Here is a 25,035-nt window from a genome sequence, read left to right as displayed (position 1 = left end):
AAGAGTTTTGACTTTTTCTCCCATAAGAAAAAAGACCACACTCAGTGATCTCCATATCTCATTTAACTATCAGATTTTTTTCTATTTTTCCCTAAGATAAATATTGGCTCCAATTCATTCTCTTCATATAGAAATGACAAAGCTGTTATTGGTACACGTCCACTAGCAAAGAAGGACATGGTCATTTGAGCGAGAACATCGTATCCTGTCTCGTTTTCTATATCAGCGATGATCAGGACATCCTGATGGGGTACCGCTAAAGCCATGTCACCTTTTATCTTGGCCTTCATCTCTTCCAAGAATGACTTATTCAAAATCCGGCTCGCATCATAGCCATCATTTGTATTAAGGAAATAAAACGTATTTCCTGCTACAATATCTGCTTTCAAGTTAGTTGATAGTGACCTTGCATTAAAAAGGGCGGTCTCACGAATCATTTCAGGAGTCCAATTTTCCCTTTTCATCATATTCACATCAATTAAGCGATAAGTATTGCCCATATCGAGCGCATAGTATATTCTTGTTTCCGCAGTGTGATCATCTGTAAAGAAGGGAACATCTTCCTCTGCTTCGCTTGGAAAAGAAGTGGAGCGAATAACCGGGAAAATCTTCTTTTCAGGTTCTTTCGCAGATGGTTGACTGTCCATTGCATTGAGGCCTTCTTCGACGTAATAAACAACCTCATCTATCGCCTTTTCTTTACTTGTCTGCCATTTGGCGATGATACCTGGCAATGAAACGGTGATTCCTTTGCCAGAATCGCGATTCTCTATTCTTAACTGATCCTTTTCCCTATCAAACTTAATCACACGATCTGGTGTAATTAGTCTCTTTTCAAGCTCTTGCTTCATTTTCTTACTATCCATCTTCATGATTGATCACTCCATTTAAAAACCCCATGGTTCAGCTAAGAATGAATCCTGGGCTAGCATTTTTCTAATCAAGAAAGGCAAATCCCTCCACCAATTGGATGGAGGGAAACTACTATTGCAAGCCTCTCATAAATCCTTCAATTTCTTCTTCTGTCTTGCGTTCTTTGCTTACAAATCGTCCTAACTCTTTTCCGTTCTCAAAACCGATGAAACTTGGAATTCCATACACATCCAATTGAATGCACAAATCAATAAACTGATCACGATCAACATATATAAACGTAAATTCAGGGAATTTCTTTTCTACATCAGGCATAACGGGTTCAATTACACGGCAATCTGGACACCAATCAGCCGAAAACATAAAAAGATGCTTTCCATTATTCTTTAATTGCTCAAATTGCTCGATTGACTGCAATTTTTCCATGAAAATTCCTCCTTCATAATCGTGAAAACCGATAAGTAGTATTATAACCGAATCATACCAGTCACCATTCCACGAGTCCAATTAAAAGCAATGCGTCCTTGCATTTTTTAGCCTCAGATAAAATAAAGCAAAGACATTTCTGTCTCCGCTTCAAATAAGTTTTCTCTAATAGAGTTATTTCATTTTTACTGATGAAACAATTTCCATCATGGTCTTCGCTTCATTCTTCATGCTAGATGTTTTAGTTTCCGTTGTGATTTTTGTACCACCTATACCTACGGTTACTTCATTCATATCTTCTTCTAACTGTTCAAGAAGTAAATATGCGAACTTATCATCTTTTTTATAAGTTTTATCTAATTCAATCTTTTCATGTTGCGCCTTTGTTGCCTCATATACAACTTCGCTACCAGATTTTTCATGAGGATTATAAAATAAAATATATGTTTTAGACCCATTTTTTAAAATAATGTTGTTGGGAGATTTCTCTTTTACTTCAAATCCAAAAGGTAGATGAAATTCAATACTTTGAATCTTTTTGTTTTGCTTTTGTATTTTTGCTTCTAATGCAGTTTTAACTGCTTTTTCTGTTTCCTTGCTTTCTTGTTTAAAAGAAGGTCCGCACGCTCCAAGTAATCCAACTAGTACAATAGAAAATATCAACGCCGTAATCCGTCTCATCCTTATTTCCTCCTAATAAAGGAACTAATTGTCATTTCCTCTATCATACATTGCAGCTTATAGGGAAAACAAGACTTATTGACAAATTTCGATATCATTTTTAGGTCTTTTTTATCAGATATTGACGAATTGTATGTAATTTTACTTATTTAGCGTGTTACGCCATTCGTACTGGCCAATCAACATGCTCACAATGTGTGTGAACATTACCTTTCGAGTGACTTGACCATTCGTGAAGATTCCTACAGCACCTTCAGATTTCCCGACATTCTTCTGGTTTGCAAATTCGTCCATAACAGGGCCAAGTACTTCTCCTACCCTTAATTTAATTGCGATCTCTTCTGGTAAGAGGATTCTTGCACCACCTGCAATGATTGGTGGATATCCAGTTTGAGCTAATGCCCCCCAATTGCATAAAAAGAGACCTTGCTCACTTTCTTGCACTCCCCCCTCTAAACCAATACCAATATCACCCTGTCCTGTTCTTAAGGCTTCGGTTGCACGATTTACGGCTCCTCTTATCGTTTCATCATCGGAAAATGGTTGTTCTCGCACACCCGAATCTACTTCCATTTCCTTAAATTGTACCTTTAGAAGCTTGAAAGCCTCCTTAACTGCCGCAACTTTTACAGGGTTCTTTGTACCTATCATGATGTTCAATTTATTTGCCTCATTTCATTTTTCACAGAGAAAAGAGGCATCATCTGCCTCTTCCTGTTTATTTATTCATTTGGCTTTGTTAATCTTTTCTGTCGCCTTCCGCTCCAATCAACAAAGTGCAAAAAATCGACAATGTACTTTAAACATAGCCATTCATTTAACTATTTGCCTTAATGGACTCAACCGTTGAACGGTCACAAGCTTTAACTAGTTTTACTAACAGTTCTTTTGCCGCTGCATAATCGTCTACGTGGATCATTGATGCATGTGTATGAATGTAACGGGAGCATATCCCTATTACCGCACTCGGTACACCTTCATTAGCGGTATGGACGCGACCAGCATCTGTACCGCCTTGAGACACAAAATATTGGTATGGAATACTATGTGTTTCAGCCATGTCCAGAACAAATTCTCGCATACCACGGTGTGTAACCATTGAGCGGTCAAGAATCCTAAGTAACGGACCTTTTCCAAGATGGCCAAATTCTTTTTTATCTCCTGTCATGTCATTTGCAGGACTCGCGTCTAATGCGAAAAACAAATCTGGATTTATCATATTAGCTGCAGTTTGCGCCCCACGTAAACCTACCTCTTCTTGAACAGTTGCACCCGAGAATAACATATTCGGTAACTGGACGTCCTTCAATTCTTTTAATAACTCGATTGCCAGTCCGCAGCCATAGCGGTTATCCCACGCCTTGGCGAGAATTTTCTTTGGATTAGCCATCGGTGTAAATGGACAGATAGGCAAGATTTGTTGTCCTGGCTTAATGCCAATTTTCAACGCATCTTCACGATCATCTGCTCCAATATCAATGAGCATATTCGACATTTCCATTGGTTTGCTACGTTTTGACTCATCAAGAAGATGTGGTGGGATTGATCCGATTACTCCTGTAACGGGACCTTTTTCAGTAATAATTTGTACACGTTGAGCAAGAAGTACTTGGCTCCACCAGCCACCCAAAGTTTGAAAACGGATCATACCGTTATCAGTTATGGCTGTGACCATGAAACCTACTTCATCCATATGACCCGCAACCATAATGGTCGGTCCATTTGGATCACCTTTTTTCACTCCGAAGATTCCGCCTAATTTATCTTGGATGATTTCGTCCGCATAAGGTGTAATTTGTTCACGCATAAATTTCCTGACAGCATGTTCATTCCCCGGTGCGCCTGGAAGTTCTGTCAAAGTCTGAAACATCTTCAATGTTTGTTCATTCATAGTCAAATTCCTTTCCTGTCAAGAACTTATGTTTTTTATGTATATGGTTTATTTTACAAATATTAGACCGCACTTACCATCCTTAAATGAAAATGTTAATATTATCATCATCTGCAAAGATAACGTATACTATTAAGGAATGAATCATAATTGGGCTTGTACATATTATGCTTTGGGAGGGTACAAAGGATGAAATGGAAATCTTTTTTAATCGGTGTTGCAGTCGGTGTTGCAGGTGGCTATGCTGTAAAAGAACTCGCATCAAATAAAATGCCTATCTCACCAGAAAAAGCTTTAAATGATGCTAAGAATTGGTTCAAGCAACAGGGTCCTATAAACGGATCTTGGATTCATATGGAACCTGAGCAATATGAAAAAAACAAATTGAAATACAAAGTCTATAAAGGTGGAATCACAAAATCCGAAGAAGGCAACAACGTCCAATATGAGTTTGTTGCCGATGCCATGACAGGCACCATTATCGACGTGTACCAGTTAACTTAGTAGGCTTGAAAGATAGATCATAAAGAGGTGACTAGCACCTTTTTATGATCTTTTTCTTTCTAAAGTTTCAGTCAAATGTCTGTCTTGGTCCCACTTTACTGCCCGGTAGATGGCATCGTGATAGAATGTGAACCATGCATTTTTATTAATCCCATATTTCATCCATTGTTGCTTTGCAGCGATGGAATCCATCGGATAATCGTCGTACGCCATCACCCAAAGTACGTTTTGATGGGCATGCGTCGGCATAATATCAGCCATATGAACAACACAAACATCACCGTCTTCGATTACTACAATGGAATGTCCGTCGCTATGGCCGCCAGTATGTATCATTCTTACGATTCCAAAGGACCATTCTTTTTCAAAAGTTACAACCTGATTCTCTATTGCTTCCCAGTTTTCTTTCCAATATGTATTTCTTGATCGAATATTAGGGTGTCGCATTTCATCCCATTCTTTTTCGGATGTGATGATTTTAGCATTTGGAAAAACAGATACATATTTTTCATTCTCTATTTTTGTCAAACCACACACGTGATCGAAGTGAAGATGCGTCATTAACACATAGTCGATATCTTCAGGCCTTAATCCCAAGCTTTCGAGTTCTGCTTCCAATTCAGATTCTTTAGTAACTCCAAAATTTTTCAATTGTTTTTCATTCAATTTCCCTTTACCGATGCCGGCTTCAATTAAAATATTTTTGCCATCAACTTGTAAAAATATTGGGTCTGTTCGTAATTCTATCTGATTTTTGTCGTTATAAGGATATTTCTTTCCCCATAATGGTTTGGGAACTACTCCAAACATAGCTCCGCCATCAAGGAAATTAACGCCCCCTTGAAGCCAGGTAAGCGAAACATTTTTCAACTTTAAAGTTTCCATCGTTCTCCTCCTCACCAAACTCTACCTCTTCATTTTAACACTCGTCTTATTATTTTTGAAATTTTTAGTTTTTTATTAAAAGAATGAGGAAGAAACGAATTTCTCTCCCATAATAAAATAAGACCGCACCCTTGGATGGATGCGGTCTGTATTAACTATTGGAATTGTACCTCACAGCGGTAAATGCGATTGCCCTTTGAAGAGAATTTTTCTTCATATTCAGTCATGATATTTCCCTCAAATCCACTATGATGAAGGTCAAGACTTAGGTAATTCAATTTCATTCCATAATGCGAAAAACTGATCAAAGAATACTCAAATAATCCTTGGTTGTCCGTTTTAAAATGAATTTCACCTTTATCAACAAGAATGCCTTCGTAGATATCCAAAAATGATTTGTAGGTTAAACGGCGCTTAGCATGCCTTTTCTTTGGCCAAGGATCGGAAAAATTCAAATACAAACGATTTACGTCACCTTTAGCGAAGTATTCCTTCAAGTCGTTTGCATTGACCATAAGAAGCTTAACATTCGGTAGCTCTGCTTCGATTAGACGATCTAAGGCATCTACAACGACACTTTGAAATAATTCTATTCCCAAATAATTAATATGCGGGTTAGCACGAGCCATCTCTGTAATGAATCGGCCACGGCCCGTTCCCACTTCAATATGAAGAGGTTGTTTAACAGGAAATGCGTCTCCCCAATTTCCCTTATATGTTTCAGGTGCGGGAATAACAAACTGAGGATATTGCTCAATTTTTTCCTTTGCACCAGGTTTGTTTCTAAGTCGCATCATCTACAACTCCTAAAAAATAATATCGTTCAAACCATACCATGTCCGAAAAAGCGTTGCAAGGTTAAAAATAAACCAACTTATTGGAGATTCCCTAAAAGAAAAGGCAAGACTTATGCCTTTCCTGAGATTTCCTTATGAATAAACATAAAAAGGAATCCACAACCTATTGGTGGATTCCTTTTTGCTTTAAAATCCGTGACTCATGGAAAGGGTGTATGAAAATGCCATTGAATCAACAAAATCAAATGAACTTGCTTAAAGATATATTAAACAACCACCAAACGGATTGTTGCGGTTCAGTTTCAGAGTGTGAACAATTGGAACGATTAGTAAAATCATTAATGATCAATTCGGAAGTTGATCACAATGTTAAAAATCTTTTACAAGAAATATATGATTACAGCCAAACAGGTGCCCAAACAGGCAACTTAGATGATCATATCATGTCCAATCAGCAAAAATTATCTGAGTGGGTCAGCGATATTGACCAATATTCTTAACTACTCGATATCGCCCAGATAATCAATCCATTTTTGCATCTCTTGAAGGCGATTCTTATTTTTGTACCACTGAATGGATGATACCGTTTGCGCAACGACATACCATTTCATTCTTAACTTTAAATCGTCTGTAAGCGGTCTCCCATACAGAGACAGCCACTGATTCCAGTCCTCTTTAGGAATATACCAATAAAGTAATAACCCTAAGTCAATTGCCGGGTCGGCTACCATTGCCCCATCCCAATCAATTAGATACAACTGGTTGTTTTCAGCAAGCAGCCAGTTGTTATGATTGACATCACAATGGCAAACAACTTTTTCATCAGATCGAACTTGTTCTACTTCCGCTCCTAAGAAAGAGAGCGACTGTTGAACTTCTGGTAAGGAGAGCACTTCTGAATCTAGTTCAGATCGGATCATTTCCAGATATACATGTGGTTGTAATGGAGTTTTCCCAAGTCTGCCTAACATTCCAAGCATAGGCTCTGAACGATGGATTTTTTTCAGCAGTTTGGCCACTCTCATTTGATTCATTTCAGCAGGCTTTAATTCTCTTCCATTCAGCCATTGCTGAGCAGTAATGACGTCCCCATTTTCCATTCTTTTCGTCCAAACAAGCTTTGGTACTATCCCTTCGGCAGATAATACTGCCAAAAATGGAGAGGAATTGCGCTTCAAAAAAAGCCTTTGATCTTCATGCTGTGCATAAAAGGCTTCACCAGTTGCCCCTCCGGCGGGGATTATTTCCCATTCTTGTCCAAATAAATGTTCCAAAATTGCTCACCTTCAATTTAACCTTCTTATGTATCTATGTGAATCATTACTCTGCAGGAATAAAAAAGACAGCTATTGAATCGTTTTCGCACAATAGCTATCTTTTAAATTTTATCCCCTAGGAGGTTTTTTAGTCAAGTGTATCCTGAGATAAATATGAATAGTGACTACTTTTTCGCTAAAATATTAATACTTACAGGTTCTAAAGAGAACTGCCCTTTCGGTACAATCCCTCTCTGTGAAGCGGTTGCCGCCTCTTTATCAGCAAAAATGAACCATTCTCCATCTGGAAGCATTAAATTTTGTTTTGCTTGAGAAGGGTTTACCATCACTAATAGTTGTGTCCATCCCTCCGGATCTTTCATGACCATATTCAGAGTGTAAGCAATCATCGGAGAAGGCTCTGGCAAAATCTTTAAGGAATGACGGATTTCATCCGCACTTCTCAGTCTAAAACATTGAAATCTCTTTCTGATATCAATGAGTCCTTTTATATACTCTACATTTCTTTCATACTCAATCTTTCGGGCCCAATCGACTTGGTTGATGGCATCAGGTGATTTATAGCTGTTCCCTACCCCATCTTTTGTACGGAAAAATTCTTGCCCACAATGCAAGAAAGGAATCCCTTGGGCAATTACAACGAGGGAGGTGGCCATACGGTGATAGTCCATTCTCAGCTGATCGCTTGAATCTTTTAGACAAGCAAGAAGCTTATCCCATAAAGTATGATTATCATGACATTCAACATAATTCACAGTCTGATTCGGCTGATTAAAAAGTCCACTTTCCCTTCTCTCAAGCCCGACACTGCCAGCTAGTACTTGTTTGGCCGCTTCCATATAATGTTCATTTCCGAAAGCATAGCCTTTATCGTATAAATTGAATGCACTACCTTTTATTGAATCTCGGAACCAGTCATTGAATTGACCGATGGATGGAATCTTCATTTGATTTCGAATGATGGCCTTTCTTTCATAAGCTAATGGAGTATTCAAATCCCATCCTTCCCCGATAATTAGCGTATCAGGAGCTATGGTCGAAGCTTCTTTTTGAACTTCATTCATTGTTTCAATATCTAAAATCCCCATCAAGTCAAACCGAAATCCATCTACATGATATTCTGTCATCCAAAACCTTACCGAATCAACAATAAATTTCCTCACCATGAGTCGTTCAGAGGCAATATCATTGCCCACACCTGTTCCATTCGACGGAAGGCCATTTGCATCATGACGAAAATAATATCCCGGAACAATTTTTTCAAAAGAAGATTCTTCTCTAGTGTAAACGTGATTATAGACGACATCCATGACTACTCTGATACCCATTTTCTGAATGCCTGTAATCATCGCCTTCAATTCCCTTATCCTCGCGTAAGGATCACATGGATCACTGCTATAGCTGCCATCGGGTACATTAAAATGGAGCGGATTGTAACCCCAATTGTATTCTAAAGAATTCCCCAGTTCATCTACACCTGCAAAGTCATGAAAAGGTAACAGCTCTAAATGTGTAATTCCTAAATAGGACAAATAGGAAATCCCTGTGGGTTTTCCGTCCGTACCAACCGTATCTTGTTCTATTAAACCTAAGTACTTTCCCTTTTGAGAAATCCCACTATTTTCGTGGATGGAGAAGTCACGGATATGTGCCTCATAGATAATGGCATCAACAGCATGCTTAAAGGGAGGCAGCTGCGGCTTAGTCTTTTTCACCTTTTCAAGGTCAACCACTACTCCTAGCAATCCATTAGCTGTCGAAGCAACAGCGTATGGGTCGACAGCTTCTTGCCAGTTTAAATTGACTCTGACTAAAAAAGAATAGCTCCAACATTCAAGATCTTTCGGAACTGCAACATGCCAGACACCCTTTTCTCCCCTGCTCAATTCTGCCAGTTCTGATCCTATTCCATCAGGCTTTCCGAGTTTTAAAATGACCTGTGTAGCAGTTGGAGCCCATAGCTTAAATACACTTTGCTCCTTTCCGTATCTCACCCCTAAATCATTACCGTCATAATAAAACATTTGATCAAATTGGGGAGTTCGAATAACTGAACCTATCTGAAGATCCGTCTGTTCGCCACGCTCGTCAACTACCCAATAAGTTTGCCCAAATTGGGGTTGGAACGGGATTATACAAAGATATTTGATTGCCTGTTCAATCTCAATTCGTTCCTTGATTTCCAAAGCTTCTTCAAGTTCTCCATTCTTGATGAAAAAGGAAGTGGAAATACCGCCTTCATAAGAAAGCGGCATGATAATAGCCGCCGACTGCATTTCGTCAAGATAGGCTGAAAATTTTCGTTCAACGGGTATCATTCATTTTCCTCTCCTTCCACTCACAGGCTTCGCTCTCTCCTTTCTTAAGGAAAACGGAAAGTGCGCTAGGCTGAATTGTGACTTCCAATGGTGTTTTTCCTATATACTCTCCATCTGCATGAACATATAAAGCTTCGTTCGTTTGAATTTCGATTTTTCTTCCTTCAAAGCTTTTTACTTCTTTAAAACCTACATGCTTGCCTCCAAAAACACTGATGAAAACAAGTAACAATTTCAGTCTCGATAATTCATGAACGATGGTGATATTCAATATGCCGTCACAAGGAGAAGCCGTCGGAGCGATTTTCATGCCTCCTCCATAAAATGGCTGATTCGATACAGTTACAAACCACGTATCGTGAAACGTATATTTTTTCCCATCTATTGTTATGTCCAATACAGAACACCGATACGTAAAAAGTTTCTTTAACAAATAATAAACGTAAATCATTCTTCCCATACGCAGTTTATTTAGGATCTTCTTCATCCGTGATTGATTGACCTCATAGGATATCAAAGCATCAAATCCCACGCCCATATTATTAATGAAATAGCGATCTTTACTATCTTTACTATCTTTACTATTGCTCGATACTTTCCCGCTATCAATCCATTTCGGAGCGTCTTTCATGGAATCTAATAAGCAATGTAAAGCGGATTTTGGTTTAGAAGGTATAAAAAACCCCCTTGAAAAATCATTCCCTGATCCACCTGGAATGAAACCGATGGAGACATTCGGAAAAGGAAAGGCCCCATTCATGACCTCATGCATCGTGCCGTCTCCCCCAACAGCAACTAAAGTAATTTGCCGTTGGACATTTTTTTTAGCTAGATCGCTTGCCAACTCGATTGCATGACCTCGATATCTTGTAAAAAAAGCATGATACTTTATATCATGCTTTTGCAATTCGGTTTCAACTGATTGCCAAGTCTTTAAGCAGTGTCCATTTCTCGCCTGAGTGTTCACTATGAAATATATTGTTTCCATACAATCAACCTTATCCCCATATATTCTATTTGTTCTCTTCTGAAACTTCCCATTCTAGTCTTCTAACGCTTGTAGTTTGGCAATAACGAAGGAGAGATTGCGCTCCTTTTAACTGCATATGCTTAAGAGGAGATTTTAATAACCGCATCCTTTGGAACCATGTCTCGAAATTCCGCTTTTCTACAAACTCGGTTCCTAAAGGTGCATTAGGAAAATCGATATACCCGTTCCGACTTAAGACAAGCTTATGTATAGGCAATTCAATTCCATCTAATTGAAATATTTTCTTCACTATTTTTTCAGTACGATTAAGGGCCATCAATGGATTTAAGACCTTCTGTTCCTGATTCTTGTTTCTTTTAAGCCAAAACCGGTCATTTGAACCAACAAATACTGCTGAATCCTCCCTTTCTATGAAAGTAATGCACCAAGCTTCTGTTGGAGTGAGCATGATGATTTCTGCTTCTATTGGTGCTTTCTTTAATAGGAATACAGGACGATAAAGAAATAAGAAGGTGTCAGGGAACCTTTGCAAAAAAAACTTCAGATTTTCATCATGATAGTAGGAACTATCCAAAAAAGATTTTTCTGAAAGAGTTGAACTGGCCCATTTCATTTGAAACTTGAATAGCTGTTCCAGAAATTGAAGTTTCAATTCATCCAAATTTGATGGCTTAGTTAAGATATTCGCAGAAAATTGCAACGAAGACTCATCAGGGTCGCCTTCCGCGCCTGTTTCTACGACCACTGGAGGTAGTTCCACTTCTTCATTTTGATTTCTCCCTAACATCCCCATGATTTTTCCAAGAAGAGGCTGTTTTTGCTTTTCCTCCTCAATTGGGGACGATGTGGGTGAAATCGACAAATTTGATGCATCTATGCCTTCTGTTTCCCAGTTTTCTTTTGTGCGTTCCCATTGTTGTACTTTCAGCCTTACGAAACGGCCTGGATAAGAAAAAATATTCTGTTCATATCGCGATATAAAATCTTGAAGTTTAATAAGCTGCCCCATCGAAGTTTGACCTACCTTTTCATTCATTTACCTATTGTCAAATATTGAGGTAAATTACCTTTGCTTTATTTTAACAAACGTCATGCAAATAAGGAAAGAATGCGGAGAAATTAGTGCTTTGTTTTTGCATCAATCCATTCCAAGACCATCACCGTCCATTAAAATTGATTTATAGGTTATACTTTTTATATGATTAGTTTAGAAAATGAAGCTTTGGGCCTTGCCCTTTTTACCGGAAAGGAAGATGAACGTGAAGGTTGTTAATAGCGTAGCAGATCTAATTGGAGATACTCCTCTAGTAAAATTGAATCGAATTGCTCCAAAGGATGGAGCATCTGTATATATGAAACTTGAATTTTTCAACCCCTCAAAAAGTGTAAAAGACAGAGCTGCTTTCAATATGATTATAGAAGCTGAAAAAGCAGGACTACTTAAACCCGGCTCAACCATTATTGAGCCAACCAGCGGAAACACAGGCATTGGCATTGCCATGAACGCAGCAGCAAGAGGTTATCGAGCAATTCTTGTGATGCCAGATACAATGACCCAAGAACGAATCAATTTATTGAAAGCTTATGGCGCAGAGGTTGTGCTCACGCCTGGTGATGAAAAAATGCCAGGAGCTATCAAAAAAGCAGAACAATTAGTGGCCGAAATCGAAAACAGCTTTATGCCGATGCAATTTGAAAACAATGCAAATCCTGATGCACACCGTCACTCTACTGCACTTGAAATTATTGAAGCGATGAAACAATTGAACAAGCCTCTCGCAGCCTTTGTCGCAACTGCTGGAACAGGGGGAACAATCACTGGAACTGGGGAAGTTTTAAGGGAGCATTTTAAGGACTTAACTATACATGTCGTTGAGCCAGCAGGTTCACCCGTCCTTTCTGGAGGCAAACCAGGAAAACATAAACTTGTTGGAACAAGCCCAGGATTCATACCAGAAATTCTGAATCAAGATGTATATGACGAAATCCATAAAATTGAAGACGAGGACGCATACGAAATCACGCGTGCTTTAGCTACAAAAGAAGGAATACTTGTAGGACCTTCTTCAGGTGGGGCTTGCTATGCTGCATTAGAAGTAGCAAAACGCCTTACACCAGAAGACGTAGTCATTTGCATTGCCTGTGATACAGGTGAAAGATATTTATCCAGTGACCTTTTTCAATTCGAGAATTAAGGAGAAAAGCGAAAGCGCCCAGAATTGATGCAATATAAAAAAGCTGACCCCAAAAGGTCAGCTTTTCCTATATTATTTTTCGTTTGATGCAAGTTCAAAGATTGCCTGTGCATAAATGGCCGTTGCTTTTAGCAAGTCCTCGATATACATATATTCATCTTTTTGATGAGCGATGTCAGGTCGACCTGGGAATAATGGTCCAAACGCCACACCGGCTTTAAGAGATCGAGCATACGTCCCTCCGCCGATTGCAATCAATTTTGCTTCCTCACCAGTTTGTTCTTCATAAACCTTTTTCAAAGTTTGGACAAGGAATTCACTTTCTTCTACATAATGTGGCTTGGAATCAGAGAAATTCTCTAATTGGAAGCCTTCTGTTTTCAAGAGATCCTCAATCTTTTCCTTCGTGTCTTCCATTTTACTCGTAACAGGATAACGCAAGTTCAATCCGAGGCGCCCCCCCTTGTCATTTGAATAAGAAAGTCTACCTACATTGATCGTCAAATCGCCAGAAATGTCGTCGCTATATGCGACACCTAGTTGATTTCCTCTGGAATCATTAAAGAAATACCGGGAAACGAATCCGAAGAAGTTCTCCGCTTTTGCATCAAGTGTAAGTTGTGATAAGAACTCAGCCATATACAAGCCTGCATTTTTACCATTGTTCGGTTCCATTCCGTGAGCAGAAACACCTTTTAACTCCAAAACTACTTCACCATTGTCTACGAAGTACTTTCTTTCTAGATCAAATGGCTTTATAAAATCATCAAAACGCTGAATGACTTCAGTTTGTTCAGTTTGAATCACAAGAGATACCCTTGCAAAGTCAGGAACCATATTGTATCTTCTTCCTGATTCAAAATTCACTACTTTGATACGACTTGAATCTTCTGCTACACCTTCAGACTGAACTTGGACTAGATCGAAATCAGAAATTCCTTTTTCTGCATGAATGATTGGGAAGTCGGCATCAGGAGCAAAGCCTAATGTTGGCATCTCTTCATGCTTGAAGTAATGATCGACACAGCGCCAGTTACTTTCCTCATCCGTCCCTACAATCATTCTTACACGCTTGTTTAGTGGCAATCCAAGTTCTTTAACGATTTTCATTGCATAATAAGCAGCCATCGTCGGTCCTTTATCATCAAGGGTTCCTCTTGCGAAAATTTTCCCATCACGGATTTCAGCTCCGTAAGGGTCGCTTGTCCATCCATCACCTTCTGGAACAACATCAACGTGACAGAGAATTCCAAGCAGATCTTTGCCTGCGCCAAATTCAAGATGTCCTGCAAGGTTGCCAACGTTTTTCGCTGTAAAACCGTCCTTTTCGCCTAATTGCAGCATAAAATCGAGGGCTTCTTTCACTTCTTTGCCAAGTGGTGCATCTTCTGTAGCATTTTCCTCGTCAAGCACGCTCTTAATATGTAATAATCCCTGCGTATCTTTAATTAAATCCTCTTTCCTGCTTTCAACTTCTTTCATCCAATCGATCTTCATTAATGTTTCCTCCTTCTTGCAAGCAAAATATGTAGTTTTCGATAACATACTGAAAACATCTTACCAATTTTAGTACAAAAAAAGAAGACCCACGCCTATGGTCTCCAATCGTTCCGTTTTAATAGCGATCCTGGTTATAAAATGGCGGTACATTCAACCAGCCCTTGTCATCCATCAACTTTTTTAAGGTAACGGAGTATGCCACTTTCATCATTTGAAACTTAACAAACATATAGCCTACGTCTGCTCTTACAGATTCGGTTAATCCCCTGACAGCAGCATTGATACCAACAACAAGGTTATAAGCAAGAAAGTTAGCGACCTCTTCGTCGCTCATTTTCGCTCCCTCTGGAATATTTTTATAATCTCCTGGTGTTTTTTCGGGCGTTGTATGAGGTAAGGGGATACCTTCTTTATTAAAAAATCCCTTTAATTCTTCAATCATCGGTAGATGTACATCATGGATAACCTCATGTAACTTCTTCTTCAATTCTTCATCCTCGCATATGTTATAAGAAATTTGGTCACCCCTGAGAGTCTGTTCCGTGCCAATCAAGTAAAACCAAAGATTCATTACTTCTCCAACATGCAGGGGTCGTTTTTCATCATCGCTAAACAGTTCAAAAGTATCCTTTGCTATTTGAAAAAAGTTCATTCAGGAGCCTCCATCAAAAATATTTTTACTATTTTTCCCTTCACGAACAATTTCATCCGATAATCTCAAAAGTAAAAAAAGTCAATCGAAACATCAAATTAATTCTAAAAATTCCAAAAATTATACATATGATTGCCCCCTTCAACCATAAGTTATATAAAACAATGTAAAGGAGGAATCATTTCCGAACATTTTAACTCTATTCCCGTTAATATTTTGTAAATTTATAATAATTAGTAGAATTATTTCCTTTAGTTGGGTAAAATAAATCTAGGTGGAGAAATCTAGTACCTTCTTCGCCATAGTGAAAAGGAGTTGTCCGCGGAAAAGAATTTACATATTGTTGAAGACAGATTCCGTCTGAAAATGTCAGTTGCAGGATTTTGCCATGGTTTGAAAAAAGGATAGGGAGTGGTTCTTTGAAGCCTTCGACTAACCGGATGTTAAACCGAATCAAATGCATCTACGTCTTTATTCGCAATAAGGGAATTGTATCTACACAAGACCTGGTAGAGGAATTTGGTATTACACCCCGCACCATTCAACGAGATTTAAATGTTCTAGCATACAATGACTTGGTGCAGAGCCCAAGCAGAGGCAAGTGGACAACTACGCAGAAAAAAGTGAAAATGTCATCTTAAACAGCTAATATAAAAGGAATCGCCTCATGGCGATTCCTATTTTATTTCATATTCTTTTAAAATTTGAATTTCTTCATCTGTCAACTCGCGATATTCTCCTAGTTCAAGTGTTTCGTCAAGTTCAAGTGGTCCCATTGACATTCTTTTTAAATAAACAACTCTCTTGCCAACAGCCTGGAACATTCTTTTTACTTGATGGAACTTTCCTTCACTGATGGTTAGTTCAATGTCGGAACTTTCACCGGACTTCAAAATATGTAGCTCTCCTGGTTTGGTCAAGTACCCATCATCTAGAACGACTCCTTGTCTAAAGGCTTCGATATCCTCCTCTGTCACTTCCCCTTCTATGACAGCGAAATAGGTCTTAGGTACATGTTTTTTCGGCGAAAGAAGGCGGTGCGCAAGCTGTCCGTCGTTTGTAATAATCAGCAAACCTTCCGTATCCTTATCTAACCTACCAACAGGGAACGGTTCAAAGATTTGGTCTTCTAATTGAAGAAGATCAATGACTGTCTCATCCCTTGTGTCCTCTGTGGCTGAAATGACCCCTGGAGGCTTATTCATCATTAAATAAATAAACTCCCTGTATTCAATCTCTTCACCATTTAACGTCACAACGTCATTATTCACATCAACATGGGATTTAGCATCCTTAATGACGCTCCCATTTATCTTAACTGATCCGCTTTTCAGGAGTTGCTTTACTTCTTTGCGACTGCCAAACCCAAGGTTGGCCAGCATTTTATCAATTCTCATTTTGAACCTCCATCTCATAACAAGACTGTTCTCACATAGATTGTTGCTTTACGATAAAGGCAACAACACGTAAGGATTCTTATTTCGTGCACTTTTCATCAATAAGAAAAAACTACGGCGACGACTATTAAGAAAGAGAAGAGAGGCTGCGCAATGCCAGCCCCCTTATTCTTATATTCGTAGTCTTAATTTCTGCATCACACGGTCTACCCTGTTTCCGAACAAGAAATAGACAAGCCGCGATTTCAGTCCTAAGTAGAAGTATACAACTGCCCCAGCAAGCGCACAAATAAGGACGATGATGATTGACTGAAACTTACTTGCTGGTGATAAGACCAAAGTTAAAAGCTCATATGAAATGCCCGAAACTACCCACATCGCAAAAGTAAAAAGGACGATTAATAGACCTCTTCTTAACACTAATCTAAAACGATATCCCGAATATGCCTTGATTACATACATATTAATGATTATTGCCACAAGGTATCCTAAGGTAGTGGCGTAAACGGCCCCCTGTGTCTCAAACATTTTAATAAGGGGAATATTTAGGCTTAATTTAACCAATAAACCTACAAGTAAACTCAAAATGGTGAAGCGCTGTTCGTTGATTCCCTGCAAGATTGCTGCTGTCACTGAAAACAGTGCAAAAAGGATTGCAACTGGAGCATACACCCTTAAGATTTCTGTACCGAGCGGATCATTTTCATAAAAAACGGTGTACATCGGATGCGCTAAAAGCGATAATCCTACTACTGCCGGCAATGTCAAAAACATCACAACCTGGAATGTTTGGTTGAGTTCCCGGCTCATACTTTTACGATCATTTTCAACAAAAGACTTTGTAATACTCGGCACTAACGTAAGTGAAAAAGCAGTGGCTAATGAAACAGGAATAATGACAAGCTTGTGTGATTGAAAGTTTAGAATAGAGAAAGCTCCTCCCGCCAAATCTCCTTGGCCGATTTGTACCATGGCCCGGCTGAAAGTGAGCTGGTCAATCAATTGGAAGAGAGGGTTGGCAATTCCCACAAACACAAAAGGAGCTGCATAAAGAAGGATTTCCTTGTACATTTCCCTTAGAGAAATATCCATGGTTCCTTTATCCTCTTCAAGAAGTTCATCAAGATGAGGCTTTCTTTTGAACCAATACCAAAATAGGACACCGAGACTCCCCATTGCCCCGACAAAAGCAGCAAAGGTAGCGACACTCACTGCAGTAACTATACTCCCATCCATGATGTTAAGGACTACGTACGCTCCCACTAGCAAAAATCCTATTCGAACAATTTGTTCAACTACTTGTGAAACAGCAGATGGCCCCATAGACTGATGACCTTGGAAAAAACCTCGTATCAAACTCATAAACGGCACGATGATAAGCGCAAAGCTTACAGCACGAATAACCGTTACAACATCTTCCATTTTTTCAACCTGTGCTTTATCCTTTACACTCATTTCGGCTAATAATGGTGCGGAAATATACATCACCAAGAAGGCAACGATCCCTGAAAAAAGCATAACTATTACGCCTGACTTGAAAAGTTTTCTTCCGACGGCATATTCCCCAAGTGCATTATATTTCGAAATGAATTTTGAGACTGCTAGCGGCACCCCTGCAGTCGCGATACTAAGAAAAATGGTATATGGCACATATGAATAACCATAAAGTTCGGTGCCTGCTTTTCCGACAATGTCGTAAAAAGGTATTACATAAAATAAGCCCAGAACCTTTGATATCATGGTTCCCAGCGTCAAAATAAATGTCCCTCTAATCAGCTTCGACGACATACAATTCTAATCCCTTCGTATAGACAATAAATATTGATGCATTTCAACTATTTGTAGTTTACCTCTCTTTTCCCTATGATGCTACTAACAATCCTCTTTATTTCAAATTTCTCATAAGAAATAGCAAGAGATGTTTGTTTCCTTTTCAGTATTCGCAGTTATGGATATAATACTAGAGTGTAATAAAGAAAAGTTGGTGAAGACATGAAGTTTGATGTAATTGTTATCGGCGGCGGACCGTCTGGGTTGATGGCTGCTATCGCTGCAGGGGAAAAAGGTGCAAAAGTGTTGCTGATTGATAAGGGTGAAAAACTCGGAAGAAAACTGGCCATTTCAGGTGGTGGACGCTGTAATGTAACAAACCGCTTGCCAGTGGAAGAAATCATGAAGCATTTGCCTGGCAATGGAAAATTTCTATATAGCGCTTTCTCGCTATTTAATAATGAAGATATTATCACTTTTTTCGAAAAACTTGGAATCGAGTTAAAAGAAGAAGATCACGGACGAATGTTTCCAGTTAGCGATAAAGCTCAATCAGTCGTTGATGCATTGCTCTCAAAACTGGATCAACTTAAAGTCACTATCTATAAGAACTCTCCCGTACATGAAATTATTTATGATAATGGAAAAGCCGTCGCTGTTACACAGAAAAACGGCAATCGTATCGATGCAGATGCTGTTGTCGTTGCGGTAGGAGGAAAATCCGTTCCACACACAGGTTCGACTGGTGACGGTTACGCTTGGGCTGAGAAAGCTGGGCACACGATTTCAGAACTATTCCCTACTGAAGTGCCTGTAACTTCAAATGAACCGTTTATCAAACAAAAAGTATTACAAGGTTTATCACTGCGTGATGTTGCTTTGAGTGTTTTAAATCCGAAAGGTAAATCGATCATCACTCATAAGATGGACATGATTTTCACTCATCTTGGCGTTAGCGGTCCTGCTGTTTTACGTTGCAGCCAGTTTGTTGTGAAAGCATTAAAAAAGTGGGATTTGAAAGAAGTCACGATGCATTTAGACGTTCTACCTGATATCAAAGAAGAAAGTCTTTTTCAGGAAATGATTAAGATGATTAAAGAAGATCCCAAGAAAAGCTTAAAAAACCTCTTCAAGGGATTGCTTCCTGAACGATATCTACTATTCTTAATGGAAAGAATCGATATTGATCCTGGCATGCAAGGTGCAGTCCTTTCCCATGAGAAGTTAAGAGAGTTCGTTAAATTGGTGAAGGGTTTTGAGTTCAAAGTGAATGGCACACTCCCACTGGACAAGGCTTTTGTTACAGGCGGGGGTGTATCGGTAAAAGAAATCGAACCACAAACAATGGGATCAAAACTAATGAATGGTCTTTATTTTTGCGGAGAAATCCTAGATATTCATGGTTATACAGGAGGATACAACATTACCGCAGCTCTCGTAACAGGCAGACTGGCTGGACTTAATGCTGCTCGTTCTGCATTGCAACGAAACTAAGTTTTTGGTATAAAAATGAGCCTGATGGCTTCATCAGGCTCTATATATAATCATCGCTGAAAAACAGTAAATTTGCTCCTCTTCCTCTTCAGGCATGGCTGCAACATTATACTTTATATCAACGAGTTTTTGTTCATCCATTCCCTTTAAAAAACGGTTCATCTCCACTTCCAGATCTTTTTCATGCTCACGATCAAATAATTTCACTTGAATCAAGTGCTTCTCCTCCTTAAAATTACCTTTTTACCCATTATGTCCACAAAATTCAGAAAATAAAATCCAACTCTCAATTTACCGATAGAAAAAATTATCATTTAATCATTGACAAATAAAAATTTTTATGTTATAATAAAATATTTTTCTGTTGACCTTAATTTTCAAAGCATTTAATATACTTGATAGAACATCATAAATTTTTCCAAATCATCTTACCTTAACTCTTAAAGGAGGAACTTGAATGAAAGTATATGAAGGAATCGAAATGATCCAGTTGAAAGTAGCGGCGTTTGGAAGTAGCGCTGTCTTGAACCCGACCGTTATCTGGGATGAGGAATCGGCAATTCTTGTTGATACAGGCATGCCAGGAGAATGGACTAACATCCACAACACCATGGTGAGCGCTGGAATTGAGCCGGATCTTTTGCAAGGAGTTATTCTTACACACCAAGACATCGATCATATCGGAAGTGTTCAGGAACTAATTAAAGAGTTAAAGATAGTTATTGAAGTTTGGGCACATGAACTAGACAAACCATATATCGAGGGCACCTTTCCACTCATCAAGACAGACACCTCAAAAATGAGCAAAGAAATGCTTCAATCAATGCCTGATGAAGCACGTCAGTTATTCGAAAACCCACCTAAAACAAAGGTCACCAAGACTTTAGCGAACGGTGATTTCCTCCCTTATTGCGGTGGCATTACAGTGATTTTTACACCTGGACATACCGCAGGACATATAAGCTTATATGCTCATAAAAGTAAGACTCTCATTGCAGGGGATGCCATGATTTGTATAGATGGAAACCTGCACGCTCCCGTAAAACAAACAACACTGGATATGGATACCGCACTTCAATCAATAGGAAAATTTCTAGAATATGATATCGAAAGAGTCATTTGTTATCACGGCGGGATTTGCACTGAAAACGTTAAAGAACAATTACAAAATCTTGTTCACCAACACCAAGTTTCATCCGCACAATAAAGAAAGAATAAGCGGGCAATTCTCTTTAAGAGTCGTGTTCGCTTAATACTTCGTCAATTAAAGTATCGAGGCGGATAATACTTTGTTTGGCACGATCATATTCAATTGTTCGGTAATGATGCATACCACCCTCTTCTTCATCCTTTTCATCTGCCCATTTGACGATCTGTTGTAATGGCGTTCTCACAATATCATTTGTTGGCAGGAAGCTGTCAGTATGGAAAAGGATTGCTAATGAAACGGTTTTCGCTTTTATTGGATTCTCACCAAGCCGAATCAATAATTTATGTGCTCTTTCCGCTCCTTTTATGGCATGAATATCGTTCTGCTTGTACAAATCATAGTCCCATTTCCCATTTTTGTACCAAGTGTAATGCCCCATATCATGGAGAAAACCAGCTTTTGCCGCAATATCAACATCTACGTTATACTCTCTTGCTAAATTAAAAGCATGATATGCTACAGCAATTGCATGAGCGAGACCAGAACGGTTTAAATACTTCTGTGCGATATGATGTTCAAATATATTTACTAATAATACATCTCTCATCCAAACCATCCTTCCAAGCTCAATAGCTTTAATTTTTAATTTTTAATTTTTAATTTTTAATATAACACAACCGTTTATTGATATAAAACCAATAACGTCTTTGCCTACACAAAAAAGATCAATCCTGTATCGGATTGATCCTAACTGTATTTTATAGAATTATTTCTCCAACCCATTCGAGCATTCCACCGGTCATATTACGCACTTTGTAGCCTTGTTCATGGAGATAATAGCAAACATTCTCACTACGTCGGCTAGAACGGCAAATGAAAATATATTCTTTATCTTTATCAAAATAGTCTAGATTCTGAGGAATATCGCCCATACGGATATGTTTTGCACCAGGAATCATTCCTTCGGCAACCTCTTCGTCTTCTCTCACATCGATAAGTTCAAGCTTTTCGCCTGCCTCAATTTTCTTTTGCAATTCTTCAGTAGAAATCGTTTCGATTGTTTTCACTTATTAATTCATCCTCTCATATGTAAATGAAGGCTATTTTCGCAATGATTGTTTCTTTCCGGATGCTACTTTCATCCCGCATTCTTTATGACTTCGGGGCTCTTTTCAAGAAGTTACTGAACCATGAATTCATAAAAAATCGTAAAAATCCAGAAGCCGATTTTTACTTTTGCTTGTGAAAACAACAAAGTTACGAAAAGAGCCTAAATGAAAGACCGGCAAGAAGCCGGCCATATTACCATTAGTTTGCAACGATGTTGACTAGTTTACCAGGTACAGCAATGACTTTACGGATTGTTTTTCCGCTAATTTGTTCTTTCACGCTTTCATCTTCAATCGCAATTTGCTCTAAAGATTCTCTCGTAGCGTCAGTTGGAACCATTAACTTAGCTTTTACTTTTCCGTTGATTTGAATGACGATTTCTACCTCATCATCAATAAGTTTTGCTTCATCGAATGCCGGCCATGCAGCGTAAGCAATCGTTTCGCTATAACCAAGCTTTTCCCATAATTCTTCTGCAACATGCGGACAAATTGGAGCCAATAGCTTTACAAAACCTTCAACATAATCCTTCGGTAATACTGGTGATTTGTACGCATCATTGATGAATACCATCATTTGTGAGATAGCTGTATTGAATCTTAAGCCCTCATAATCTTCAGTAACTTTCTTTACTGTTTGATGATATACCTTTTCCAATTGAGAAGAATCTGCATCAGCAACTATCTTGTCGCTTAATGAACCATCTTCTTCAACGAATAAACGCCAAATACGGTCAAGGAATCTGCGTGAACCATCCAGTCCATTTGTTGACCAGGCAATGGAAGCATCCAACGGTCCCATGAACATTTCGTATAGACGAAGTGTGTCTGCACCGTGACTTTCTACGATTTCATCCGGATTAACAACGTTTCCTTTTGATTTACTCATTTTCTCATTATTTTCACCAAGAATCATTCCTTGGTTGAAAAGTTTTTGGAACGGCTCTTTCGTAGGGACAACTCCGATATCGTATAAGAACTTATGCCAGAAGCGTGCGTACAACAAGTGTAATACTGCATGCTCTGCTCCGCCAATATAGATGTCAACCGGAAGCCATTCTTTTAATTTTTCAGGGTCTGCTAGGGCCTGATCGTTCTTCGGATCAATATATCGTAAGTAATACCAACAGCTGCCACCCCACTGTGGCATAGTATTCGTTTCTCTGCGTCCTTTTTTTCCAGTAACAGGATCCGTCACATTCACCCAATCTGGAATGTTTGCAAGTGGAGATTCTCCTGTACCAGAAGGTCTGATTTCAGTCGTTTTTGGTAAAATCAACGGAAGTTCACTTTCCGGGATTGCCGTTGATGTTCCATCTTCCCAGTGGATGATTGGAATTGGCTCACCCCAGTAGCGTTGACGGCTGAACAACCAATCGCGCAAACGGTATGTTACTTTCTTTGTACCGATTTTTTGATCTTCAAGCCACGAAATCATTGCTTTGATTGCTTCTTCTTTTTGCATGCCGTTTAAGAATGATGAGTTGATATGCTCTCCATCACCAGAGTAAGCTTCTTTCTCAATGTTGCCACCTGCTACAACTTCGACGATTGAAAGATTGAATTCTTTTGCGAATTCGTAGTCACGCTCATCGTGTGCAGGAACTGCCATAATGGCACCTGTTCCATAGCTTACAAGAACATAATCTGCAATCCAGATTGGCATTTTCTCTCCGTTAGCTGGATTAATCGCATATGCACCTGTGAAAACACCTGTCTTTTCTTTCGCAAGGTCTGTACGTTCCAAGTCACTTTTCATTTTGACTTTTTCTAAATAAGCCTGAACAGCTTCTTTTTGTTCATCCGAAGTTATTTTAGCAACTAACGGATGCTCTGGAGCAAGAACGGCATAAGTAGCGCCGAAAAGTGTATCAGGTCTAGTTGTGAAAACAGTAAAGTTCTCTTCGTTCCCTTCAATCGCAAACGTAACTTCAGCACCTTCAGAACGGCCAATCCAGTTACGTTGCATATCTTTTAAGCTTTCAGGCCAGTCTAGTTCTTCAAGATCTTCAAGTAAACGATCCGCATAAGCCGTAATTTTAAGCATCCATTGCTTCATTGGACGACGCTCGACAGGATGACCACCGCGTTCACTTTTACCATCAATTACTTCTTCATTTGCTAATACCGTACCCAATGCCGGACACCAGTTCACGGCAACCTCATCAATATACGCAAGTCCTTTTTCATAAAGCTTTAAGAAAATCCATTGCGTCCATTTATAGAATTCAGGATCTGTTGTGCTTACTTCACGATCCCAATCATAAGAGAAACCAAGTTCTTTAATTTGACGGCGGAATGTATCAATGTTTTTCTTGGTAAATTCTGCCGGATCGTTTCCTGTATCAAGAGCATACTGCTCTGCCGGTAAGCCAAACGCATCCCACCCCATTGGATGCAACACGTTATAGCCTTGCATTCTCTTCATACGGGATAAAATATCTGTTGCTGTATAACCTTCTGGATGTCCAACATGAAGGCCTGCTCCTGAAGGGTAAGGGAACATATCTAGCGCATAAAACTTACGGCGACCTTTTTCTTCGCTCGTTTTGAAAGTCTTATTCTCTTCCCAAAGCTTTTGCCATTTCTTTTCAATACTTTGATGTGTAAAACTCATAACTTATTCCTCCTTTTTCGTAGAAAAGCGCAAGCGCCCTGCTTAGCCCCGACAGGCATAAGACGAATCACGCAGTCATCCTCGAAAATCCTCATGATGCTATCGCATCCATTTCGTGCGATGTGAATTCATGGAAGCTTTCCTTGTGCTATCGCTTTTTCTTCGTGCGATGTTAATGCTGACGAAGCGTTCCATGTCCTGATTTCTGGAGTGATTTGGCTTATGACCAAAATTGTTTTGGCTTTAGAAAACAATTAAGGTTGTTTCGGCTTTAAGAAACAACCCCGAGGGGCTGGGTGCTGGAGCTAGACAGTTTTGTTCGTTAAATCTGCTTATTCTTTTTTAAAAAAAGAAAACAAAAAAACCCCTCATCCCAAAATTGGGACGAGAGGATTATGTATGAATCTTCCCGCGGTACCACCCACATTAGTGTGAAAACACTCGCTTCATTCATCCTTAACGCGGAAAACGGCAGACATTACTGATTTCACATCTGCAACTCAAAGGC

Annotated in this window: 25 protein-coding genes and 1 other annotated feature (1 of these 26 running past the window's edge); of the genes, 6 read left to right on the top strand and 19 right to left on the bottom strand. The window is 39.1% G+C overall.

What is annotated here, in order from left to right:
* Positions 1-62 precede the first annotated feature (62 nt).
* The 5 genes from BMZ31_RS05665 to BMZ31_RS05645 form a co-directional block, all read right to left on the bottom strand.
* Positions 63-866, bottom strand: coding sequence for a DUF1444 domain-containing protein (locus tag BMZ31_RS05665; RefSeq protein WP_090831369.1), 804 nt, complete (start codon positions 864-866; stop codon positions 63-65).
* A gap of 118 nt (positions 867-984) precedes the next feature.
* A complete protein-coding gene (locus BMZ31_RS05660; protein WP_090830767.1) occupies positions 985-1,299 on the bottom strand; it encodes a thioredoxin family protein in 315 nt (104 codons plus the stop codon).
* Between the two features lie 174 nt (positions 1,300-1,473).
* On the bottom strand, positions 1,474-1,980 hold the full coding sequence (locus tag BMZ31_RS05655) for a hypothetical protein (RefSeq protein WP_090830766.1): 507 nt from the start codon (positions 1,978-1,980) through the stop codon (positions 1,474-1,476).
* Positions 1,981-2,121: 141 nt separating this feature from the next.
* Positions 2,122-2,640, bottom strand: coding sequence for a DUF84 family protein (locus tag BMZ31_RS05650; protein ID WP_090830765.1), 519 nt, complete (start codon positions 2,638-2,640; stop codon positions 2,122-2,124).
* A gap of 157 nt (positions 2,641-2,797) precedes the next feature.
* Complete coding sequence (locus tag BMZ31_RS05645) at positions 2,798-3,871, bottom strand: M42 family metallopeptidase (protein ID WP_090830764.1); 1,074 nt, start codon at positions 3,869-3,871, stop codon at positions 2,798-2,800.
* 189 nt (positions 3,872-4,060) lie between these two features.
* Between BMZ31_RS05645 and BMZ31_RS05640 the strand changes: the two genes are divergently transcribed.
* The gene (locus tag BMZ31_RS05640; protein ID WP_090830763.1) at positions 4,061-4,375 is read left to right on the top strand and encodes a PepSY domain-containing protein; all 315 of its coding nucleotides are present in this window, start codon (positions 4,061-4,063) and stop codon (positions 4,373-4,375) included.
* Between the two features lie 42 nt (positions 4,376-4,417).
* Here the strand turns inward: BMZ31_RS05640 and BMZ31_RS05635 are convergent, their stop codons facing one another.
* Positions 4,418-5,260 carry a YtnP family quorum-quenching lactonase gene (locus BMZ31_RS05635; protein ID WP_090830762.1) on the bottom strand — a complete coding sequence of 281 codons (843 nt, stop codon included), beginning with the start codon at positions 5,258-5,260 and terminating at the stop codon, positions 4,418-4,420.
* Positions 5,261-5,415: 155 nt separating this feature from the next.
* Positions 5,416-6,054 carry a tRNA (guanosine(46)-N7)-methyltransferase TrmB gene (gene trmB, locus BMZ31_RS05630; RefSeq protein WP_090830761.1) on the bottom strand — a complete coding sequence of 213 codons (639 nt, stop codon included), beginning with the start codon at positions 6,052-6,054 and terminating at the stop codon, positions 5,416-5,418.
* Between the two features lie 224 nt (positions 6,055-6,278).
* Between trmB and BMZ31_RS05625 the strand changes: the two genes are divergently transcribed.
* A complete protein-coding gene (locus BMZ31_RS05625) occupies positions 6,279-6,557 on the top strand; it encodes a YtzH-like family protein (protein ID WP_090830760.1) in 279 nt (92 codons plus the stop codon).
* On the opposite strand, the gene BMZ31_RS05620 is transcribed toward BMZ31_RS05625, so the two are convergent.
* From BMZ31_RS05620 to BMZ31_RS05605, 4 genes are all read right to left on the bottom strand, one after another.
* Positions 6,558-7,331: a phosphotransferase family protein gene (locus tag BMZ31_RS05620; RefSeq protein WP_090830759.1), complete on the bottom strand. Its 774-nt coding sequence runs from the start codon at positions 7,329-7,331 to the stop codon at positions 6,558-6,560.
* Positions 7,332-7,498: 167 nt separating this feature from the next.
* Entirely contained in the window at positions 7,499-9,652 is a 2,154-nt protein-coding gene (gene pulA / locus BMZ31_RS05615) for a type I pullulanase (RefSeq protein WP_090830758.1), read from the bottom strand.
* A complete protein-coding gene (locus BMZ31_RS05610) occupies positions 9,639-10,640 on the bottom strand; it encodes a diacylglycerol/lipid kinase family protein (RefSeq protein ID WP_090830757.1) in 1,002 nt (333 codons plus the stop codon). Before BMZ31_RS05610 ends, pulA begins: the two co-directional genes overlap by 14 nt.
* A 25-nt stretch (positions 10,641-10,665) precedes the next feature.
* Positions 10,666-11,679: an NERD domain-containing protein gene (locus tag BMZ31_RS05605; protein ID WP_254778633.1), complete on the bottom strand. Its 1,014-nt coding sequence runs from the start codon at positions 11,677-11,679 to the stop codon at positions 10,666-10,668.
* Positions 11,680-11,902: 223 nt separating this feature from the next.
* On the opposite strand from BMZ31_RS05605, the gene cysK reads away from it, so the two are divergent.
* Complete coding sequence (cysK, locus tag BMZ31_RS05600; RefSeq protein WP_090830755.1) at positions 11,903-12,838, top strand: cysteine synthase A; 936 nt, start codon at positions 11,903-11,905, stop codon at positions 12,836-12,838.
* Between the two features lie 72 nt (positions 12,839-12,910).
* Here cysK and pepV read toward each other — a convergent pair whose 3' ends face one another.
* Positions 12,911-14,335 (bottom strand): dipeptidase PepV, encoded by a 1,425-nt coding sequence (pepV, locus tag BMZ31_RS05595; protein ID WP_254778631.1) that lies wholly within the window; start codon positions 14,333-14,335, stop codon positions 12,911-12,913.
* 118 nt (positions 14,336-14,453) lie between these two features.
* On the bottom strand, positions 14,454-14,990 hold the full coding sequence (locus BMZ31_RS05590) for a DUF3231 family protein (protein ID WP_090830753.1): 537 nt from the start codon (positions 14,988-14,990) through the stop codon (positions 14,454-14,456).
* 419 nt (positions 14,991-15,409) lie between these two features.
* On the opposite strand from BMZ31_RS05590, the gene BMZ31_RS05585 reads away from it, so the two are divergent.
* Positions 15,410-15,631: a DeoR family transcriptional regulator gene (locus tag BMZ31_RS05585; protein ID WP_090830752.1), complete on the top strand. Its 222-nt coding sequence runs from the start codon at positions 15,410-15,412 to the stop codon at positions 15,629-15,631.
* A gap of 36 nt (positions 15,632-15,667) precedes the next feature.
* Here BMZ31_RS05585 and BMZ31_RS05580 read toward each other — a convergent pair whose 3' ends face one another.
* A complete protein-coding gene (locus BMZ31_RS05580; RefSeq protein ID WP_090830751.1) occupies positions 15,668-16,387 on the bottom strand; it encodes a pseudouridine synthase in 720 nt (239 codons plus the stop codon).
* A gap of 171 nt (positions 16,388-16,558) precedes the next feature.
* Complete coding sequence (locus BMZ31_RS05575) at positions 16,559-18,175, bottom strand: putative polysaccharide biosynthesis protein (RefSeq protein ID WP_090830750.1); 1,617 nt, start codon at positions 18,173-18,175, stop codon at positions 16,559-16,561.
* A gap of 204 nt (positions 18,176-18,379) precedes the next feature.
* On the opposite strand from BMZ31_RS05575, the gene BMZ31_RS05570 reads away from it, so the two are divergent.
* On the top strand, positions 18,380-19,651 hold the full coding sequence (locus BMZ31_RS05570; protein WP_090830749.1) for a BaiN/RdsA family NAD(P)/FAD-dependent oxidoreductase: 1,272 nt from the start codon (positions 18,380-18,382) through the stop codon (positions 19,649-19,651).
* Between the two features lie 33 nt (positions 19,652-19,684).
* On the opposite strand, the gene BMZ31_RS05565 is transcribed toward BMZ31_RS05570, so the two are convergent.
* On the bottom strand, positions 19,685-19,867 hold the full coding sequence (locus tag BMZ31_RS05565; RefSeq protein WP_090830748.1) for a sporulation protein Cse60: 183 nt from the start codon (positions 19,865-19,867) through the stop codon (positions 19,685-19,687).
* Between the two features lie 241 nt (positions 19,868-20,108).
* On the opposite strand from BMZ31_RS05565, the gene BMZ31_RS05560 reads away from it, so the two are divergent.
* Positions 20,109-20,858, top strand: a complete 750-nt coding sequence (locus tag BMZ31_RS05560) for an MBL fold metallo-hydrolase (RefSeq protein ID WP_090830747.1) — start codon at positions 20,109-20,111, stop codon at positions 20,856-20,858.
* Positions 20,859-20,883: 25 nt separating this feature from the next.
* Here BMZ31_RS05560 and BMZ31_RS05555 read toward each other — a convergent pair whose 3' ends face one another.
* From BMZ31_RS05555 to leuS, 3 genes are all read right to left on the bottom strand, one after another.
* Positions 20,884-21,408: an HD domain-containing protein gene (locus BMZ31_RS05555; RefSeq protein ID WP_090830746.1), complete on the bottom strand. Its 525-nt coding sequence runs from the start codon at positions 21,406-21,408 to the stop codon at positions 20,884-20,886.
* 151 nt (positions 21,409-21,559) lie between these two features.
* A complete protein-coding gene (locus BMZ31_RS05550) occupies positions 21,560-21,868 on the bottom strand; it encodes a rhodanese-like domain-containing protein (protein WP_090830745.1) in 309 nt (102 codons plus the stop codon).
* 241 nt (positions 21,869-22,109) lie between these two features.
* Positions 22,110-24,527 (bottom strand): leucine--tRNA ligase, encoded by a 2,418-nt coding sequence (gene leuS / locus BMZ31_RS05545; RefSeq protein WP_090830744.1) that lies wholly within the window; start codon positions 24,525-24,527, stop codon positions 22,110-22,112.
* 377 nt (positions 24,528-24,904) lie between these two features.
* Positions 24,905-25,035 (bottom strand) — a binding site (T-box leader) (it continues 90 nt past the right edge of the window).

Source organism: Bacillus sp. cl95 (assembly GCF_900115925.1).
Lineage (GTDB): Bacteria > Bacillota > Bacilli > Bacillales > Cytobacillaceae > Neobacillus_A.
This window is presented reverse-complemented; position numbering and strand designations above follow the sequence as displayed.

Bases quoted from the DNA above. Each gene is read 5' to 3' on its own strand.
- BMZ31_RS05665 (WP_090831369.1), bottom strand. From the start codon at position 866: ATGGATAGTAAGAAAATGAAGCAAGAGCTTGAAAAGAGACTAATTACA.
- BMZ31_RS05660 (WP_090830767.1), bottom strand. From the start codon at position 1,299: ATGGAAAAATTGCAGTCAATCGAGCAATTTGAGCAATTAAAGAATAAT.
- BMZ31_RS05655 (WP_090830766.1), bottom strand. From the start codon at position 1,980: ATGAGACGGATTACGGCGTTGATATTTTCTATTGTACTAGTTGGATTA.
- BMZ31_RS05645 (WP_090830764.1), bottom strand. From the start codon at position 3,871: ATGAATGAACAAACATTGAAGATGTTTCAGACTTTGACAGAACTTCCA.
- BMZ31_RS05640 (WP_090830763.1), top strand. From the start codon at position 4,061: ATGAAATGGAAATCTTTTTTAATCGGTGTTGCAGTCGGTGTTGCAGGT.
- BMZ31_RS05635 (WP_090830762.1), bottom strand. From the start codon at position 5,260: ATGGAAACTTTAAAGTTGAAAAATGTTTCGCTTACCTGGCTTCAAGGG.
- trmB (WP_090830761.1), bottom strand. From the start codon at position 6,054: ATGCGACTTAGAAACAAACCTGGTGCAAAGGAAAAAATTGAGCAATAT.
- BMZ31_RS05625 (WP_090830760.1), top strand. From the start codon at position 6,279: ATGCCATTGAATCAACAAAATCAAATGAACTTGCTTAAAGATATATTA.
- pulA (WP_090830758.1), bottom strand. From the start codon at position 9,652: ATGATACCCGTTGAACGAAAATTTTCAGCCTATCTTGACGAAATGCAG.
- BMZ31_RS05610 (WP_090830757.1), bottom strand. From the start codon at position 10,640: ATGGAAACAATATATTTCATAGTGAACACTCAGGCGAGAAATGGACAC.
- BMZ31_RS05605 (WP_254778633.1), bottom strand. From the start codon at position 11,679: ATGAATGAAAAGGTAGGTCAAACTTCGATGGGGCAGCTTATTAAACTT.
- pepV (WP_254778631.1), bottom strand. From the start codon at position 14,335: ATGAAGATCGATTGGATGAAAGAAGTTGAAAGCAGGAAAGAGGATTTA.
- BMZ31_RS05590 (WP_090830753.1), bottom strand. From the start codon at position 14,990: ATGAACTTTTTTCAAATAGCAAAGGATACTTTTGAACTGTTTAGCGAT.
- BMZ31_RS05580 (WP_090830751.1), bottom strand. From the start codon at position 16,387: ATGAGAATTGATAAAATGCTGGCCAACCTTGGGTTTGGCAGTCGCAAA.
- BMZ31_RS05575 (WP_090830750.1), bottom strand. From the start codon at position 18,175: ATGTCGTCGAAGCTGATTAGAGGGACATTTATTTTGACGCTGGGAACC.
- BMZ31_RS05570 (WP_090830749.1), top strand. From the start codon at position 18,380: ATGAAGTTTGATGTAATTGTTATCGGCGGCGGACCGTCTGGGTTGATG.
- BMZ31_RS05560 (WP_090830747.1), top strand. From the start codon at position 20,109: ATGAAAGTATATGAAGGAATCGAAATGATCCAGTTGAAAGTAGCGGCG.
- BMZ31_RS05555 (WP_090830746.1), bottom strand. From the start codon at position 21,408: ATGAGAGATGTATTATTAGTAAATATATTTGAACATCATATCGCACAG.
- leuS (WP_090830744.1), bottom strand. From the start codon at position 24,527: ATGAGTTTTACACATCAAAGTATTGAAAAGAAATGGCAAAAGCTTTGG.